Raw genomic sequence first — 17804 nt, 5'->3', positions numbered from 1 at the left:
GCATCCCATCTGTTTATAATGCTCAGCCATTGTTGTCAGTCTGAGAGTGTTTCCGGCATGCTACGCCAAGAAATTAATACCCTACTCACCCCTATTCATGGTTTTCTGCACTGTCAAACCCCTGACAGTTGGATTGACGCGGCCATCCAGCCTGACAACCAATCGATTCTTTTACGCGATCACGCAAACTGCGAATTAAAAGCCAGCCAAACCGCGATGTGGTTGATCCGTAAATATGCGGTTGACGCAGCGAGTGGCGAGCAACTGCTGGCATGGGCCAAACCCTATGAGGACTTTGTTTATCGCGGCGTTCGCGATGGGATCTTCCACGCGCGCAAAAACGGTCTCAGCGCGCCTTTAACCCCCAAAGCGGGGTTTGCCCACGGCCAAGCCTTGATTGATAAAATGGTCCGCTTAATCAAAGAAGAGTTTCATCATTTTGAGCAAGTGATTGAAATCATGGACGCACGCGGCATTCCTTATCAACCGTTAGAAGCAGGCCGCTACGCCAAAGGATTAATGCGCGCGGCACGCACTCATGAGCCGGCAACCTTGGTCGATAAACTGATTATTGGCGCCTACATTGAAGCACGCTCCTGCGAGCGCTTTGCCAAAGTCGCCCCACACCTTGATGATGAACTGCAAAAGTTCTATATCTCGCTACTGCGCTCCGAAGCACGCCATTATCAAGATTACCTCACGCTTGCAGAAACTATCGCCGGCGAAGACATTCGCGGCCGCATTCAAGCCATCGGCGAACGCGAAGCCGAACTCATCCAAGCACCCGACAGCCAATTCCGCTTTCACAGCGGCACCCCTGCCTAACTTCTTCTTATAGGGACAGGCACTTTTTATTTCCTGCGAGGACAGTCACCTCTTGATGACTGTCCTCGTCGTTTTTCTCCAACGTTCTAACCTTTTCCTCTATCAAGACAGGCACTCTGTAGTGAGTGTCCCTATGACGGGCATGTTACGACGTCCTACTCCATCGCTACTCAGCGTTCTCGAGTACTTCTTGGGACAGACATGTTAAGCACTGACATGTTAAGCAAGTAACAACTCTCGTAGTTACACCATTTCTTGCACTGTCACGAAAATCCAATTCATAAAAATGAAGACTGTTTATTTATACAGTATATTTTACTCATACCTAGATGCTAAGAGGGACCGACGATGACCAAAGCTCGCGCATCGCAAATAAATTTAGCCGCCACCCCCTATTACCATTGTGTCTCACGTTGTGTGCGCCGCTCGTTTTTGTGCGGCTATGATGCGCAGTCACAAAAAAGCTATGAGCATCGTCGCACATGGGTAGAAACACGTTTACTTACACTCGCCAAAGCATTTTGTATCGATATCTGTGCTTATGCCATTATGAGCAATCACTATCACGTTGTTTTGCATATCAACGCCAAAGCGGCTCAGTCTCTAACCAATATCGAAGTTGTTGAGCGCTGGCTGGCCTTTCATCAAGCGCCTGCGCTTATCCAACGTTTTTATCAGGGTGAATCGCTCTCTCACTCAGAGCGAAAAGCGTGTTTTCGCATCATTGAGAACTGGCGCGAACGTTTGATGTCTGTCAGCTGGTTTATGAAGCTGCTCAATCAATATATTTCGACGCTAGCGAACCGAGAGGATCAATGTTCAGGGCATTTTTGGGAGGGACGCTTTAAAAGCCAAGCCATATTAGATGAAAAAGCACTCGCTGCGGCGATGGCCTATGTCGATTTGAACCCAGTGCGAGCAGGTATCACCAAGCAGCCCAAGCATGCCAATTACACATCGATTAAAAAGCGCGTTAAATCACTCGAGCAAAATAAAGCGACCCCTGCCGGCTTATTCCCCTTCGCCGGGAACCCGAGAAAGTCGATGCCCGACGGTATCCCTTTTCGCCTTATGGACTATTTGGCTCTGGTAGAATGGACGTGCGCTCAGGACCAGAACGCCAATTCACTCCCAAGACCACAGCTACTCACACAGCTGAACATCTCACGTGAAACCTGGTTAAGTACATGCTCTCACTTAGAGGGCGGGAATATCGTAGGTTCACTATCGAGTATTCAGGCGGTATTACCGACACTCGGTCTAAAACGCATGACCGGTCTAATGATCCCAAGTGACTAGGCCCAACCATTGAATATATCTCAATAACACAGGCATTCACCCAGATCGGCTGAGGCTTTATCCAGCCCAATAAGCCAGCACCATTATAAACACGAACAAAATACCTACCGCTTTTAAGAGCGGCTTTAGCCCTTTGGCTCCACCTTCCGGGGATTGATTACAGCATCCCATATTATCTCCTGACCGTTTTTCCAGAAGAATAAGCCTTCCAGTAACAGGAAGGTAAAGGGATATTCAGGTTTGATTCTAGCTTGTTGGGGGGACAGACACTTTAGATGCTTAAGTGCCTGTCCCCCCCCCAATACTCACTAATACACTGTACTCAGAAATCTGGACTCTGTATCCTAATGGCTATAAACATCTATCAAGGACAATGACGATGTGGTATCTCATATATTCGCAAGACGTAGAGAACAGCCTACCGCTACGCAAGCAAGTGCGTGACGCACACCTTGAGCGCTTACACCAACTGGAAAAAGAAAACCGCTTGATGATTGCAGGACCAAACCCTGCCGTTGATAGCGAAGAGCCGGGCGAAGCTGGGTTTACGGGGTCAACCGTTATTGCTTGGTTTGAGTCATTATCAGCCGCCCAAGCCTGGGCCGACAAAGACCCTTATTTAGCCGCTGGCGTCTATGCAGACGTAACCGTTAAACCTTTCAAAAAAGTGCTTCCTCAGGACCCTGCCTAATGCGATTAGTAAAAGTATTAATGATGGCTGCTATAGGGCTAATACTGAGTGCCTGTAGTAGCACCCAGCATGACCAAGCCGCAGAAGCCGCAATCCAACGTGCCGACATGATTGCACAGTTACTGCCGATGGATATTGAAGGCTACTCACTGGTTCGCGCTCGTGCACAAGATGCCATCATCGAGCTGACGCTTCTAGAGAAGAATGCCAAAAAAGCACCGGGGCAGCTCTTTTCCGGCTTAAAACGTCGATATTGCGAGGATAACGATATCCGCAGTATGTTAGATAGTGGTATCAGCTATACCATTTTGGTTCGCGATACCCGTGGTCGACAAATCCTCAAAAACGCTATCGATGCCCCCGGGTGTGCTAGCTAATTAATTGCCAAGGCTGCTCCCACTCCACCGGTAAGGTTGGCCACAATTCGCCTTGGGTCGGGGGCAGCACATAGCTATAGTGTTTTTCAGGCTGATCGTCGGTAAAACGACATGTAAATTGCAGCCCATAAGCGTGTAAGTAGCCACGATCAGCAGGCTCGCCGCCATAGTAATCATCACCGATAAGCGGAGAGCCAATGCTTTTCATCGCCACGCGAATTTGATGGGTTTTGCCTGTGTAGGGCCGACAGAGAAAAAGTCGCCGCCCCTCACCACCAGCAATAGAGGTAAAACGCGTTCTCGCAGGGTTATCTTTGCTGGTCAGTAATTTCCAGCTACCTCGCCGTCCCTTAGTCATATCACCAACGATCAATCCCTGCTTCTTACGCGGCTTTTTCGCACTCAATGCCAAATAGAACTTTTCTATCTCGCGTGAAGCAAACAGCCCAGAGAGGACAGACGCCGCATGAGAAGAAGTTGCCAGCAGCAGCAAGCCCGATGTCATCTTGTCTAACCGATGCACAAGGTAGACTTTCTCAACCCCAATATGCGCCGCCACGGCCGGTAAAAGTGCCGCATGATCGGCTTCTTTTTGCACGCTAACGCCGTGGTGCTTATTGATCACCACAAAGTGTTGGTTTTGGTCGACAATTGAAAACATAACGAGGAAATTTACTGGTTGCCCATTGAGGACAGGCATCATAACGGCTTCACTCCTGCGCCGCTAGGGCAATCATATAAGTGACTGTCCCCCGAGTGTTCCTAGGGTAATTATAAAGGTGTCTGTCCCGTTAGTTCCGTTAGCTTAAAGTGCCTGTCCCTTTAAAGCGCCCTTAAAGCGCCCTTAAAGCGGAGTACTTAAGTCTTCTCCTGCTGCTCATCCCAATTCGGAAGCGTTTGGCAAAACGGGCACTCTTCATTATCCACCGAGGCACCGCCCGCTTCCACATAACGAACTCTGTGGCTACGCGTGCTTCGATTGGAAGACACTGTAAATCGCCGTTGATCACGATCGGCAACTGTACTTTCTGTCTCCTTACTCGTCATGGTTTACCTCCAACAAATGCCGAAACTGACTCAGCAGTATGTTACTTAGTCGCGGATTCAACCGCTAAGTGCAACACGCCAGCAAAAAGTGCCTGTCCCTGATAGCCATACGCTGCTAGGGCAATCATATAAGTGACTGTCCCCCGAGTGTTTAGGGTCCTGGGTCCTAGAAAACAGAAAAAGCAAAAGTACCAATGCGAGCACCCCGCTGATCTTCTTGTATTCTCAAACTAATGCCTACGTAGTTTTAGCCATTGTCTGAATAGCCATTGAGAGAAACCACTATTCTGAGCGGCTTTTTGGCGCTGCTCATACATAAAGTCAATAGTCTGCTCTGGCGTGAGATAATAGCCTGTTTTAGGGCTTACATAAAAAGGATAGTAGATTAATGTTGCTGCCACTAATTCAGGCAGTGTTCGCCGGACTCCTCGACGCTCATGAGAGTACATATCTTCAGTTAACCCCCACCCTGAATAAAATGGCTGACCGTAGCAGGTAACCGGGACGTTTCGCAGCAACGCCTCAAATCCCGTCAAAGACGTCAAAGTATGCACTTCATCAACCTGCTCGAGTAAATAAGCCATATCAACGTTACCGATGATCTCATCGGCAAATTGCTCGGCAGTTTGCTCATCTTGACCTTGTTGGCGTAAACCCGCCTGTACGTCTGGATGAGGTTTATAGACAATATAGGCGTGTGGATTTGCTTTGCGGACCGCTTGAAGTAGAGAAAGGTTGCTCTTTAATACCGGTGAGCCAAAACGAATAGATGCATCAGACTCGACTTGCCCAGGCACCAGTATCACCCTTTTATCCATGGGGGGTTGCCAATGACTATTGCCAACATTGTATTTACTGACCTTAAGTTCAACTAAACGATTAATGAGTGTCTCAGCCCGCTGTAAATCACTTTGTAAAAAGTGACCGTCAACTAGAATACGCTCTAAACGTGACACGCGTGTCGCATCGTAATATATGCCGAGATCGTCTACGACCCAAGAGATGGGGCGAGTCAAATCCGCCCCCAAACCAACCGAACGAATAAATCCGTCTTCAACGCACAAATCAGCTACTTTGGTGCTTCCCCAACGCAACGAACGGTGAGGCGAAGAATGCGGATTATACGTTCGATGAATAAAAGGAATACGCATTTTGTTTTGATATACAAAATGTAACTTTGCTCCCTTTAAGAAGTCAGTAAGGATAGGTTGCTTCCATCGGGAAATATCAATAGCGCTAATATCGCCATCAATACGTTGCGATTGCTGACGCTGAAAGGCTAACCAAGTCATCAAGTCTTCTACTTGGCAGCATCGCTCCCACTCTGGATGCCAATAGCGAGGATACTCAACTAACGAAGCATAGACCAACTGCTCAATGGTGACAGACTGCCTCCGAGTTGGTGCAGGAAAGTCATCAATGGTAACCCCCCACCCTGCATAAAAAGGCATACCAAATGTATGCACTGTTTTGCCCCATAAAAGCGCTTCAAACCCCATTTGAGACGTCACACAAAAAACTGCACTCGCTTTTTCTAGCAATTTTGGGGGGTGGATGTCGTCAGCTAAAATCACGACTCTATCCGCATGCTCTTTGTATAAGTCAGCAACCGCTTGCCCCGTTAAGTAACCGGACTTTTTACCCGCAAATACATCCGGATGCGTTTTTATCACAACCTGGTGATTCGGGTAAGAAGCTAGCGCGCTCTCCAACATTTTTCGGAAACAACCCTCATCGGCAAGGCCATCACGCACAGAGGCATCACCCATTGTCTGGTCAACCACTAAAACAAACGGCTTTTCAACAACAGGAATCGCCTTTTCAACACTATGGTTATATTTAGAGACTCTGAGCGTCTGCCATTGCCTTACCAGATCTCGCGCTCTTTGCATTTGCATATCAGACAATGGCTGCATTATCAGCTGCTCCAACCGAGAAGCCTGCGCTGCATCGTAATAAATACCGATATCATCTATCACAATTGAGAGCGGTGGAGATTGATGTCCCAACAATAAAGACCGCAAAAAGCCATCTTCTAAGCGAATAACGGGTAACTGCCTACGCTCAGCAAATCGCTTCGCTTTTAACGAGGAAGGTTTATTGCCCCATGCGATAACCGCCGTGTCGGAGGATTGCTGTCGATAATTATTACGCGCAATGGGCGATAAATACCGAACTGAGCCTCCTATACACTCAGAGAGATGGGTAATGCTTGATAATGCAGGAGAGATAGTTAAAAACTGAGAATAATGCATCATTTATCTGCCATACTCCCGGCAAGTAGCGATTTATAATACGTTTGGTCTTGTAGCAACATTGCAACTGCGTTATACCAACGCTCATGTTCCATTGGAACCAATAATCCATTTACCCCGTTGATAACCTGCCCTCGATAAGCAGGATGATCGGCATAAATGCCAACTGCACCGGCTTGTGCAATATCATAAAACTTCGTGCACGAGCGTGCTGAGTTAAATCGACTATCCAGTAAAGGCGCTAAGCCAATATCGCGGCCCTTTTTTGCCAGCAAAGTACGATAATTCGGCCAAGACATTGGGTGAAGTACATGTACCCGCGGCAGGTGCCGAAACAAAAGATTGGTTTCACCATCTCCAATAAGCTCGATGCTTAATTGAGGAAAGTCACGCAATAGTCGCTCAAACAAAGGTTTTAACCATAAGAACTCCTGCTTATGGCTTGCCGAACCGTGATAAAAAAGGGTCTGTGTAATCGTTTGAGCATGCCAACTACTTGGAGGACATACTGTTGGCTGCCAACTTGCGTATTTTTCTGCTAGATAGTGATTCGCCACCCACAAATTCGCACCGATATCACGCCAGAAGTGCTGATGTTTCAACGCGTATTTCCAAAGCTTCCAACGATAACGAACCGATAACCCTGATGTCGCTTGCCAATCCAATAAATCGTCATCAATAAAAAGTACAATTGACGCAATTTTTCTACGATTTTTTTTAATCCACGTCCGCCACGCTTTGTTCATATACCGGACAAATAGAAGATTTAGCTTTTCTCCAGATCCACTATCATCAGTTTTGTAATAATCGAGACATTGATTGGGTTGCTCACCTAATAAAACACATTGCCAATCTGCATCCATCGCCGACAATTTAGGTCTAACAAAAAAATCAAATGACGGGTTTTCACGCTCTTGAATCACGATCCACTGAGAGGGTAGCGAGTCAGTCGACATCATAATTGACTCCAATCGATGGACTCTTGAGGGAATGGGTTGAGATTAAAATTCGCCAATCTTGCGTCTAACATAGGATGATAAAAAGGATCCGAATAATTTTTAATTGACCAGCGCTGATGCATAAACTCAACTTCTTGGGCTGCACGGCGCTGCTTCTCCGGAGTGCTATCTTTACCACGACTCAAAGACTCATGATGGTACAATTGAGCGAACGGTGTATACATGACACGTAAACCTTTTTCACGCACACGCAAACATAAGTCCACGTCGTTAAATGCCACCGTCAATTGCTCGTTCAACCCACCTAAAGATTGATAAAGCGATTTACGCATCGCTAAACATGCAGCCGTGACTGCACTGACTTCTTGAACCAAAATACCCTCGTGGCGTTTTTCAGCCATCCCTAGGGATTGAAACGCCAAGCGATGCGTCGCTACCTGTCGCGGCCCAACCACACAGCCCGCATGCTGGATAAGTCCATTCGAAAACAAGAGCTGTGCACCGACAACGCCGACAGCGGGTAAAGTCAGGCATCCGACCATAGCCTCAATCCAGTTTCCACTGATAACTTGCGTATCATTATTGAGCAAAATAACGACTTCACCATGTGCATGCTCAACGGCAAAATTATTAATCGCTGAAAAATTGAACACGTCATCGTAATTCAGCACGCGCACTTTTGGGTGCCGCTCAATCTCCTGTAACCAAATGAATGTCTCCGATTCTTGGCTTTGATTATCGACCAGCAATATTTCGAACTCAGCGTACTCCGTCAAAGTTAATACACTATCGATACATTGCTGAGTAACGACAACATTATCCCGAAACGGAATAACGATGGACACCACAGGCTGCCATGTGCTGGTGTAATTGAGTTTTGCAACACAGTGTTCCGACACAATACGCTCAGCACTGATACCACACCGATACAAATGCTGCGTAAGTACCGTATTCAGTTCCGAGAGTCGATGGGTATATGTTTGTAACCACAAAGGTATGCGCACATGATGAAATGCATCGACCAACTGGGTTTCCGCCAGCGCCAACAATAACGAGTAAGGAGAATAGGCGCAGCTCATCGGTTTTTCAGCTGACCATAATGCTTTAAACTGCGTTAACACTGAACGCTCAACGAATAGCACATCACCACAATAATGCGCTGCACGCTGCCGTTCGAGACACCAATCTGGCTTTAAGCTTATGCGATCAGGCATAGATCCCACGGATGATGCCAAAGAGCCATAAACATGATCCGAATAAATCACTTTAATATGATTCTGATTGATACTCGCTCGATAAAAACAAGTCACCGCGTAAGGTAATAATTTGGCTCCGACCGGCACGATTAAACACCAGTTCCAACGCGGATTATCACACAACATATCAATCGTTGCGACTCGCGCACTAACATACGTTGGCACATCAAACTGTATACGCGAATCAATCCATATCTCTGCATCTTGCCCTGAACAAGATTCGAGCGTCGCTATAAAAGACGCTTGCGTCATCTCCTCTGAAGCAAAAATCCATACCACAACCTTATCTTTAACATGGTGGCCAAGCCGAGCCTTCAACTCACCAGCATCGATGGCGGTTTGCGTGTAATGCTCGTGCCACCAATTTTCTAATGGCACTTCTGGAGAACGCACTTTACATAACTGTAATTTCTGGTAAGTCGCACGTAAGCCAAAGCGGCGCCACCAATTTAGCACTTGCTTAGCCCAACCGGTGTGATCAACGATATCGCGACGGCGCAATGCTACTAACAATGAAAACGCTTGATACCCTAAAGACCAAATCGATCGTGCTGGCTTCACACACTTTTTATCTAATCGCACCCTAGCATGGCTGCTCAAATCACAATCACGGATACGGACTGCCCGCGCACCTCGAGGCAGCGCGATCCATTGCTTAACGACACCGTGTAAACTTGCACCAACAGGTAAGTATTGCCTCCGCCCATCATGGTTGATGAATTCAACAACAAATCCTTGATATCGCCATGGCTCAGCAATACAAAGTGATAACCAGTAATACCGTGCTTTCGCTATTGGACCTTCAATCAGTCGCGCTATCTCGTCGTCAGACGTGCCTACCCACGACGTCAGTTGCGGCTTTTTATCCATATTACTCATCGCATATCCACCAAGCGTTGCTATGGTTATTTTCACTGACGTTCAAAAACGGTATATTACCGCCTAACGTCCTTTGTTTGAATACTGCGCCTATGTCACTTACATCTAATCGATTAAATTCTGAGATCCTCTCTCACTGCGCTCAATATTTAAACAAAAAGCGACCCGAAAAATTTATTTCCATGGAACCACATATACGTTATCCAGGTTCTGTTACTGCACAGATAAAAAATCATTCTTGGGTCCTAAGACAAGTCACAAAAAATACCCTCAAACTCGAACACCCTAATTCGGAAGGAGGGTGGTATCAGTTGAAGGTAAAATATCACGCCCTTTCATTAGCCAAAGAGACAAAATTAGCAAAAGAGATAAATTCAGTATTTGTTGAGTTCGGTGATCAACAAGCGCCAATCACATTGATTCAAGAAAAAAATGGGCTCCTGAGCTTAACATTTCATAGTCCAATACCTCTAAAACATATTGAACTGATATGGCCAACCCTTAGCGCACATATCAAGGTTAGCATTCAGCTAAAGCGCGTCTCTCAAGTCAGCGCTGTGATGAGCATGCTACGCACCGTCTCACGACGAGAGCAACAAGAAGGAGAGAGCTGGCAACATATTTATCGTATTACGCGGGCAAGACAAAAGCGCGTCGATTGGCCATTTGCCCTCCAGCGCCTCGTCCAGACATACCATCCAATGCTCAGCGGTAAAACCCTTCTCCAGACGCCCTACGCATTCTGGCGGCAGCACTTTCAACCTAAGCTGCCTAACGTTCATTGCCAGCAAAGCATACCTACAGTGGTGTGGATGCCAATTCCAGATGATATTACATCCGATGGTAAAAAAGGGGTACAACAAACAATTCAAAGCCTCATCGCTCAAACCCATCAATACTGGCAACTCAATCTGCTTACACAGAGCCTCCCCGCATGGCTGGAAGCGCACCTAGCTACGCTTCAAGAAGACAGGGTCCAGATAACCTCTTATAACAAGGCGCAACTCGCACCCACTGCTTGGCATAGTTTCATCGAGTGTGGTGATCAATGGCCAAAACATGCGCTAGCACTCTTTGCTCAGTGTATAGCACATAATGCAGAAGCCAGTTTGGTTTACAGTGACCATGACGAAATTACCGTCCAGCAGGAAAGATGTGCTCCCGCCTTTAAGCCACAATGGAACCCCGAACTACTGAAAAGCAACAACTACATGGGTCGTGCCGTCTTTTTTAATGGACAGTTGATGCACTCATCTTTTCTCGCAATGCCCCAACATGTCCGCTGTCTTCACGCGGCATTAAACACACCTACGGCCAAATGCGCTTGCATTCATATACCGCATATACTTTTCCACCAGCGCCGTAGCGAACAACAAGGCATTGCGTTGACCGAACGTCAACAGGTACAAAGCGCACTTAAGCAACTCACCCAGAATGATGTGCATACTATTACGCGTGTCACTTTCGACAAAACGCATCAAGTCTATCACGCACACTACCGTCTTCCGGCTCCTCATCCACGCGTGTCGATTATCATCCCAACCCGAAATGGATTAACGATTACGCGGCAATGTGTGGAGAGTATCCTACGGCTAACAAGTTATCCGAATTACCAAATAACTATCGTCAATAATCAAAGTGACTGTCCCGACACCTTGGCGTGGTTCCAACAAATTAGTCAGCATAGTAGTGTTCAAGTATTAGACTATAACCAACCGTTTAACTACTCTGCGATCAACAATTTCGCCGTCGCACACAGCGACGGCGATCTCGTGTGTCTACTAAATAACGATACCGAAGTTATCCATTCCACTTGGCTCACTGAGATGGTCCGTCAAGCAAGTCGACCAGATATTGGCTGCGTCGGGGCCAAACTGTTATTTTTTGATGACACCATTCAACACGCCGGGGTTATCTTAGGCATATGGGGGCTCGCAGGCCATGCACATAAACATTACTCTACATACAGTCATGGCTATCAGAAACGCTTAGCATGTAGCCAGAATTATTCCGCAGTCACTGCAGCCTGTCTGCTAGTCAAGCGCTCGCTCTATGAATCCGTCGGCGGGCTTGATGAAAAGCTCACCGTTGCGTTCAACGATGTTGATTTTTGCCTCAAAGTACAACAAGCAGGTTATTACAACCTCTGGACGCCACGTGCAACGCTTTACCACTATGAGTCCAAAAGTCGGGGCAAAGAAGACACGCCAGCGAAGAAAGCGCGAGAGCAACAAGAGATCACGCTCATGAAACAACGCTGGCCAGCCATCATTCAAAATGACCCTCACTATAGTCGCCATCTAACGCGTCATCGTGAGGACTTTACTTTACGCTTAGAAGAAGAGCATTTTGAGGCAACAACAAAAACATAACGGGATCACGGTTTGAATCGTTGCCATACTGAGGTCTTGCGTGGCCGCTCAATTTCCGCAATTTGCTGAGGCGTTAACCACCGCCCCTCCAAAACTTTAATGAGTTGGCCGTTGACCCGAAAACCAAACATAAAAGGTTTATCGAATACCGGCACCTCAAACTGAAAACCACAGCGGCGAAGTGGGTGCTTATCCGCACTGACACCAAGCTTTTGCTCCACCACATTCGGACGCTCAATATTCAGTTCAAAATTATGGCGCCGTCCCTCCTCCTCAACCCAAATCGTCGCCCGGTAAATGGGCTCATATAAAAGCCAACCATGAAACTTAAGCATTGCGCCATCATCAGCCGTGTTCTCCACACCAGGTCTTGGCCCATCCAAATGCCAAGCTAATACGCTTGATACATCGATCTTGTGTCGCACAAAATGCAACTGTTGACTAGACTTCATAACTATCTCAACTACTTACCTATCTTTACGGTCAATGACATCAACGGTTATCAAGGACGTGTCGCTATCGATTGGCGTGATCCCATCGTCCTGTCGACCCAATCGCTCGCAGATTGACATCCATTGTTCAACGCCCTCACTAACGGGCAATGCCTGTTTTACCCACTGTTGACCATGGTATGCCCGTTGCTGCAACGCCTGTCTATCGCTGCAAAGCACCGCTAAGTGTGCGGTGACTGCCGCGTGATCTAAATACGCTGCCCAAAGCACCGGCGAGCCTGCTGCCCACTCCACCATGCTACCTTGGGCATAAGCAATCACCACTCTTCCTGCACCGAGCGCCTCAAGTACCGTGCGCCCAAACGACTCATAAAAATGAGAGAGACTTAATACCACATCCAATGATGCTAAAGCGTCATCTGGTTTATCCACATAACCGGCGAAGTGAAGATTACTCGGCACTCTATCCGCCTGCATTGCCTCAATGTCAGCGGTGTGTGGCCCAAACAGATAAAAGTCGATAGGAAGCTGTTCCGACAACGCTTGCTCAGCCACTCGAAACACATCCCAGATCCCTTTTTTAACTATATTGCTACTCAGCATCCCCACTTTTAGACGCTCTCCATTCGGAATACCAACGCCACCTGCCTCTGGGACACACCATGGATTTTGCCAAACAAGCGGTTTACGCACATCGGTTAACCACTCAGCCACCGCCTGAGAGTTGGCGATCCACGTATCCACCAAAGGGTCAAAGTGATGCAGCCAAGCATTGGCCGTCGTCCCTAACGCAGCACACAAACTTGGGTCATGCTCGGGTAATTCTCGGACATGTACCGCCGTAGGTATCCCTAACTGTTTGGCAGCGCATAACGGTAAGTCAATCACCAAGGTATTCACATACACAACCTTGGCGTTAACGCGCTCAAGCCAAGCTCTCCACACCTGGCAAGACGCATCCAATAGCGCGCGCTCCTGATGCCACCAAGGCGTAGGAATAAAGGTCACACGATGACAAAACGGCATGATTTGCTCAACATAATCACGGGTAGCCGAAGGCAAGACCACTTCAATCCGATAACCATGGTGTTGCCAATCTTTGCGAGTCGCGATTTGTTTCAGTATTTGAACAAAACTGCGCTCAGCACCGAATTGATAGTTCGACACCTGATGTCCCACATACACCATCGCAGGTTGGTCATCAGCTGTTGCGCCCGGTTGTGACGGTGGGGTTTCCAAGTGCCCTCTTATCGAAAGAGGGATAGGCGGTGTGTTCGGTTCGTGAGTTAATCGGTGCCACAGTGGATTGATTGTGTTCGCGTCAGGATACAAAAACTGATACGCCGAAGTTGAAAAATGTGAACAAGGATCACGGCCCTCTTGCCAACCATGAGCCAAGTAATGCTCGACTGCATCGATATTTGCAGCGGCAACATCCGGATAACGTTGTCGATACCACCCTTCATCTACCCACTGACACTCTCGGACATAGCGGGCAAAATTATCCTTCTGTAAGGCCGACGAACCTCGACATAGGCGTGGCGGCACGGCAAACGGACGCGTGGTCATTTCTGCGGGTAAAGGTAACTGATGCGACATGGTGTGATGCCAAGCCAAAGCGCGTTCGTGATAGTCTTTTCGCACGCCGTAAAACTGAGTTCGTAAATGGGTCGCACTATGCTGAGTCAAACTATCGGTCAACACCATCCCCAAAGAAAGCGGAATACCCGGCATCACCTCGACAATCGCGTCAGCGCCGTAGACATGCTGTAATCGATAGTAATATTCAGTATCCGCATTCACGGCCACATTATCCCAATACCCAAGCGCACTGAACACTTCGCGCTTGATTAGCAGCGAAGAGACATTCCGGTACACCCAGCCTTGCTCCATCCGCCAACGCTGGAACTGCAACTTCTCGTCGCAGCGAATCCAATGGGACACAGATGCAACAGCATGGCGATCGGATAACAATGCTTGCATTTGACGCTCAATCTTTTGTGGATGAGACCAATCATCGGCGTCGTGCACGGTTAACCAATCGCCTGTCGCACATTGCATACCTCGATTACGCGCCGCATAGGCGCCTTGATTTTCGGACTGCTCAACCAAGCGAATTCTTGAATCACGCGCCTGCCATCGCCTCACCACGCTAGCACTGTTGTCGTCCGACGCATCATCAACCACAATCAACTCTAGATAGGGCCATGTTTGCCCACATAAACTCGCCAATGCACGCGCAATAGTCTGCTCCGCGTTGTAGCAAGGAATGACGACAGATACTCGATAACGCCAAGGTAAAAATCGCCGCCAGCCGAGTGACGTAGGTAAAGCGTGACGCACACCAGGCATATCGGAGGGTAACAGGTGCGACATATCTTGGGGAGCGGGTGCGCGCGATAACCCTTCTTGTTCCCAACCTCGTTGCAAGGCTTCCCAACTCCCGAGCGTGCCTTGTGTCATCCCGATAGCAAGTTGGCGCTCCAATCCATCCGGCCACGCCATATCGGCGAGTAGCCTCGCTAACTGTGCGTCCTGCTTTTGATGATACAGCGCTGAAAAGCACAGCAGCCAAGGCGCTTGCGTTGGCACTAATAGGCACGCGGTCGCATCACAAAGTATGGGCTTTAAATAATCCGCAACCCCCGCATACTCTCCCTCACTGGCATAAAAACGCGCCAGTACAAACCCCGCCAAACTTCTATTAACACGCTGTTGGTGCGTATCGCATTGTTCAAATAACGCCTTTAATTGAGCCAGCGCCCGCGCACGCTGCAAAGGCTGGCGCCAAAGTATCGACTCCCATTCAAACGCAGGAAGCGCACATGGCAGACGGTTCTCGTTGCAGCCATGGTGAGAAAAATGCCACCAAGGGTCGACGCCCGCCTCAGCCACATCTGGGTACTGGCGTAAATACCACTCGGCATCAAAAATAGCTGTCAATTGTTCAGCGACCACATGATATCCTTAAAAAACTGTCGGTCTGAATGGCTGGCCTCTACTCTAACATATGCCGAGAATTACGGGCACTTCAGGGCATAAGTAAACACTCAATCCCCTTCCATCACTCACCACAAAGCAAAAAAAAGAACCATGCGACAAAGCATGGCTCTTAAACGGTTCGCGCTTTAGCACAATGGTGCCACTAGTGTGCAATCATAAAATCATCAAAGTACGCACACTCGGTGGTAAAGTTCCCTGCATCATCTTTTGGTGCCCAGGTATCATCACTCCCACCGTGGAAGGTGCTAAACAATAAATGCTGAATGTAACTGTCCGTACTATCGCTGGCACGTAAGCGTAAATTATCAATCACCATACGCTGCTCACCGTCAATCCACACTTCCACCATACCATTCGATACAGACGCAGGCTGATTAACCTGCACGACCAACTGCAAATGGTAATACTGGCCAGGGATAAACGTAAAGTTCGGTACCCGCCACGAGTCACCATACGTACCGGGAATATCTTGATGATAAATATACGTTGATAACGTACCCGCCGAGCCAAAGCTAAGGCGCACACTCCAGCCATCATCGGTCATTTCTCGTCCGCCCGTAATGGCGCGCAATGGTCCCAACCCATGCAGTTTCCCACCACGAACAAACTTGAAATCCTCACAAAATTCAACATTAAAGCTCAATGAATAGCGAGAAGCGGGCGGCAAGGCTTGTTTGTCTAGCACTCGACGGCTACCGCGCTCATACCCCTCATAGTTCACTTGAATGCCGGTTGAATTATTCACACCTCCCGCCTCAGCACGTTCAATCAACGCGTTATCAAACAGGCTCAGTGCAAAATCGGATAAACTGCTATCAAAGCTCTCAGCAAAGACAGGCGCACCAAAACGCTGGTAGCATTCAGCCAACGACGCCGCAGCCACTAAATCAAATTCGGAGCCACAACGTAACGCCGTTACCTCATCGTCACGTAATCGCGTTTCAACCCACAAACCACTATCAACACGCTTTAGCACAAGTTGTTCGCGATCACTGATATTGTCTCGTCTTAATCGCGTCCAAGAGTCCGCACCGTAGCTATCTGGGAACGACAGCGCGGGCTCAATAAAATCGAGTCGTGACAGATCCTCGGCAATTGGCGAACCGCTACCATACAAGCGCTGCCAAACCTCATCCACAATCGCATTCGCTCCGGGCAAAAAGGTATGCTGACTCTCATCAGTACGCTGGGATGATGCATTAGCTATAACATCGACCTCTAGCGTCGCTAGTGTACTCGCCTCTTGGGTTGGCATCTGGCAACGCCCTTGTACCTCATCAAAGTCAGTCGTTGCTCGCCCCATAATACGGTACTCAGTGGCTTGCCAGTTTGCCCAATATTCAACCGACACCGTACACGTTGAGCCGCCTGTCCATTGAATTGTCGTACCCCGCTGCAGCTCACCAACAACCTCTTCACCCTGCTGAAAAATAGACACAGGCTGAGTCACCGAATCGAACGTACCAGACACCTCAGCCACACGAAGCATGACATTGTTTTCCGCAACACCAAAATCCTGACGCAACCATTTATCGGTGATTTGACCGCTACCTTCCGCGACCGTGGGTAAATAGACCCGTGTTACCTTTGTAAAATCTGGATATAGCTGTGCAACCTGTTCCTTTTCTGCATGCGCTTGTTGAAGCCCGACAGCAAATCGCTGAGCGATCGTATGCGTGCGGCCATCGCCGCTCTCAATAAAATCGCCATACAGCTGGTTAGTCGACAAGTTATACGTAGAGCGAATATCAGACTCCGCCTCATCAATCAAAGTAACCAATTGGGCGCGAGCCTCTGAATCTGTACGCACTAACTCACAGCTGAGCTCAGCAGTCTGCGCGCGTTGCCACGCCGTAATCGCTTTTTTCCATATCTGCGTCGTGAAAGGCGAAATCACTAAATTACTGGCTTGTTGCTCACCAAGACGTTGCTCGCGGATCACTTGAGGCGTTGCAATGAGCTGGTAGGCGCGCGTCACCTCCCCATAATCCGAATCAAAAGCGCCGACCGGCACATTGACTACGATAGGCACATATTGCCAGCAGGCCTCCAACGCGTTTTGATCCACAGAGAAGCGCCCCTGCGCTTCTGTCAAAACATTGGGCTCATTCGCATCGAGAGTATGATTAAAGTTGTAATCGAGGAACACAGTTGCGCCTTCGAGGTAGCCATCGATCGCCATACCAACAATCGCAGAAGACACAGGGGGTGAAGGGCTAGGTCCAGAGGTGTTGCCCTCTGAAGATGAATCGCTCGAGCCACCGCAGGCGAGTAAAACAACACTAAAGCCACACACTTGCAATAACCGAAAGAACTCTTTCATAACTGCTGCCTCTTTCAGTGTACATATAAAAGTATTAGTACACAGAAATAAAGGCAGCAATTATTA

The 17804-nt window shown here is 48.2% G+C and carries 13 protein-coding genes; 5 read left to right on the top strand and 8 right to left on the bottom strand.

Going from position 1 to position 17804, the window contains the following annotated elements:
- Positions 1 to 57: 57 nt before the first annotated feature.
- The 4 genes from miaE (at position 58) to gspS2 (ending at position 3192) form a co-directional block, all read left to right on the top strand.
- A complete protein-coding gene (gene miaE / locus BZG84_RS11585) occupies positions 58 to 825 on the top strand; it encodes a tRNA isopentenyl-2-thiomethyl-A-37 hydroxylase MiaE (RefSeq protein ID WP_198536733.1) in 768 nt (255 codons plus the stop codon).
- 348 nt (positions 826 to 1173) lie between these two features.
- A complete protein-coding gene (locus BZG84_RS11580) occupies positions 1174 to 2124 on the top strand; it encodes a transposase (RefSeq protein ID WP_077480260.1) in 951 nt (316 codons plus the stop codon).
- Between the two features lie 379 nt (positions 2125 to 2503).
- Positions 2504 to 2815, top strand: a complete 312-nt coding sequence (locus tag BZG84_RS11575; protein WP_077480259.1) for a YciI family protein — start codon at positions 2504 to 2506, stop codon at positions 2813 to 2815.
- Positions 2815 to 3192: a type II secretion system pilot lipoprotein GspS-beta gene (gene gspS2 / locus BZG84_RS11570; RefSeq protein ID WP_077480258.1), complete on the top strand. Its 378-nt coding sequence runs from the start codon at positions 2815 to 2817 to the stop codon at positions 3190 to 3192. The genes BZG84_RS11575 and gspS2 overlap by 1 nt, the downstream gene beginning before the upstream one ends.
- Here the strand turns inward: gspS2 and BZG84_RS11565 are convergent.
- The 5 genes from BZG84_RS11565 to BZG84_RS11545 all read right to left on the bottom strand — a co-directional run bounded on the left by BZG84_RS11565 (position 3185) and on the right by BZG84_RS11545 (position 9588).
- Positions 3185 to 3853: a TIGR01621 family pseudouridine synthase gene (locus BZG84_RS11565; RefSeq protein ID WP_077480269.1), complete on the bottom strand. Its 669-nt coding sequence runs from the start codon at positions 3851 to 3853 to the stop codon at positions 3185 to 3187. The two genes, gspS2 and BZG84_RS11565, sit on opposite strands and share 8 nt — an antisense overlap.
- 197 nt (positions 3854 to 4050) lie before the next feature.
- On the bottom strand, positions 4051 to 4239 hold the full coding sequence (locus tag BZG84_RS11560; RefSeq protein ID WP_077480257.1) for a hypothetical protein: 189 nt from the start codon (positions 4237 to 4239) through the stop codon (positions 4051 to 4053).
- Between the two features lie 230 nt (positions 4240 to 4469).
- Positions 4470 to 6497: a capsular polysaccharide biosynthesis protein gene (locus tag BZG84_RS11555; protein ID WP_077678234.1), complete on the bottom strand. Its 2028-nt coding sequence runs from the start codon at positions 6495 to 6497 to the stop codon at positions 4470 to 4472.
- Positions 6494 to 7453 (bottom strand): glycosyltransferase family 1 protein, encoded by a 960-nt coding sequence (locus BZG84_RS11550; RefSeq protein ID WP_108742980.1) that lies wholly within the window; start codon positions 7451 to 7453, stop codon positions 6494 to 6496. The genes BZG84_RS11555 and BZG84_RS11550 overlap by 4 nt, the downstream gene beginning before the upstream one ends.
- Positions 7450 to 9588, bottom strand: coding sequence for a glycosyltransferase family 2 protein (locus BZG84_RS11545; protein ID WP_077678233.1), 2139 nt, complete (start codon positions 9586 to 9588; stop codon positions 7450 to 7452). Before BZG84_RS11545 ends, BZG84_RS11550 begins: the two co-directional genes overlap by 4 nt.
- 92 nt (positions 9589 to 9680) lie before the next feature.
- Between BZG84_RS11545 and BZG84_RS11540 the strand changes: the two genes are divergently transcribed.
- Positions 9681 to 11960, top strand: a complete 2280-nt coding sequence (locus BZG84_RS11540) for a glycosyltransferase family 2 protein (protein WP_158011492.1) — start codon at positions 9681 to 9683, stop codon at positions 11958 to 11960.
- Between the two features lie 5 nt (positions 11961 to 11965).
- Here the strand turns inward: BZG84_RS11540 and BZG84_RS11535 are convergent, their stop codons facing one another.
- The 3 genes from BZG84_RS11535 to BZG84_RS11525 form a co-directional block, all read right to left on the bottom strand.
- Positions 11966 to 12412, bottom strand: coding sequence for a hypothetical protein (locus BZG84_RS11535; protein WP_077662127.1), 447 nt, complete (start codon positions 12410 to 12412; stop codon positions 11966 to 11968).
- Between the two features lie 15 nt (positions 12413 to 12427).
- Positions 12428 to 15370: a glycosyltransferase gene (locus BZG84_RS11530; RefSeq protein WP_077678232.1), complete on the bottom strand. Its 2943-nt coding sequence runs from the start codon at positions 15368 to 15370 to the stop codon at positions 12428 to 12430.
- A 187-nt stretch (positions 15371 to 15557) separates the two neighbouring features.
- Entirely contained in the window at positions 15558 to 17738 is a 2181-nt protein-coding gene (locus BZG84_RS11525) for a polysaccharide lyase (RefSeq protein WP_077678231.1), read from the bottom strand.
- Between the last annotated feature and the right edge of the window lie 66 nt (positions 17739 to 17804).

It is taken from the genome of Salinivibrio sp. PR932 (genome assembly GCF_001996125.1).
Lineage (GTDB): Bacteria > Pseudomonadota > Gammaproteobacteria > Enterobacterales > Vibrionaceae > Salinivibrio > Salinivibrio proteolyticus.
This window is presented reverse-complemented; position numbering and strand designations above follow the sequence as displayed.

What these genes read in the sequence shown, in the direction of transcription:
- miaE (WP_198536733.1), top strand. Translation starts at nt 58, where the DNA reads ATGCTACGCCAAGAAATTAATACCCTACTCACCCCTATTCATGGTTTT.
- BZG84_RS11560 (WP_077480257.1), bottom strand. Translation starts at nt 4,239, where the DNA reads ATGACGAGTAAGGAGACAGAAAGTACAGTTGCCGATCGTGATCAACGG.
- BZG84_RS11540 (WP_158011492.1), top strand. Translation starts at nt 9,681, where the DNA reads ATGTCACTTACATCTAATCGATTAAATTCTGAGATCCTCTCTCACTGC.
- BZG84_RS11555 (WP_077678234.1), bottom strand. Translation starts at nt 6,497, where the DNA reads ATGATGCATTATTCTCAGTTTTTAACTATCTCTCCTGCATTATCAAGC.
- BZG84_RS11550 (WP_108742980.1), bottom strand. Translation starts at nt 7,453, where the DNA reads ATGATGTCGACTGACTCGCTACCCTCTCAGTGGATCGTGATTCAAGAG.
- BZG84_RS11545 (WP_077678233.1), bottom strand. Translation starts at nt 9,588, where the DNA reads ATGAGTAATATGGATAAAAAGCCGCAACTGACGTCGTGGGTAGGCACG.
- BZG84_RS11575 (WP_077480259.1), top strand. Translation starts at nt 2,504, where the DNA reads ATGTGGTATCTCATATATTCGCAAGACGTAGAGAACAGCCTACCGCTA.
- BZG84_RS11535 (WP_077662127.1), bottom strand. Translation starts at nt 12,412, where the DNA reads ATGAAGTCTAGTCAACAGTTGCATTTTGTGCGACACAAGATCGATGTA.
- BZG84_RS11525 (WP_077678231.1), bottom strand. Translation starts at nt 17,738, where the DNA reads ATGAAAGAGTTCTTTCGGTTATTGCAAGTGTGTGGCTTTAGTGTTGTT.
- BZG84_RS11580 (WP_077480260.1), top strand. Translation starts at nt 1,174, where the DNA reads ATGACCAAAGCTCGCGCATCGCAAATAAATTTAGCCGCCACCCCCTAT.
- BZG84_RS11565 (WP_077480269.1), bottom strand. Translation starts at nt 3,853, where the DNA reads ATGTTTTCAATTGTCGACCAAAACCAACACTTTGTGGTGATCAATAAG.
- gspS2 (WP_077480258.1), top strand. Translation starts at nt 2,815, where the DNA reads ATGCGATTAGTAAAAGTATTAATGATGGCTGCTATAGGGCTAATACTG.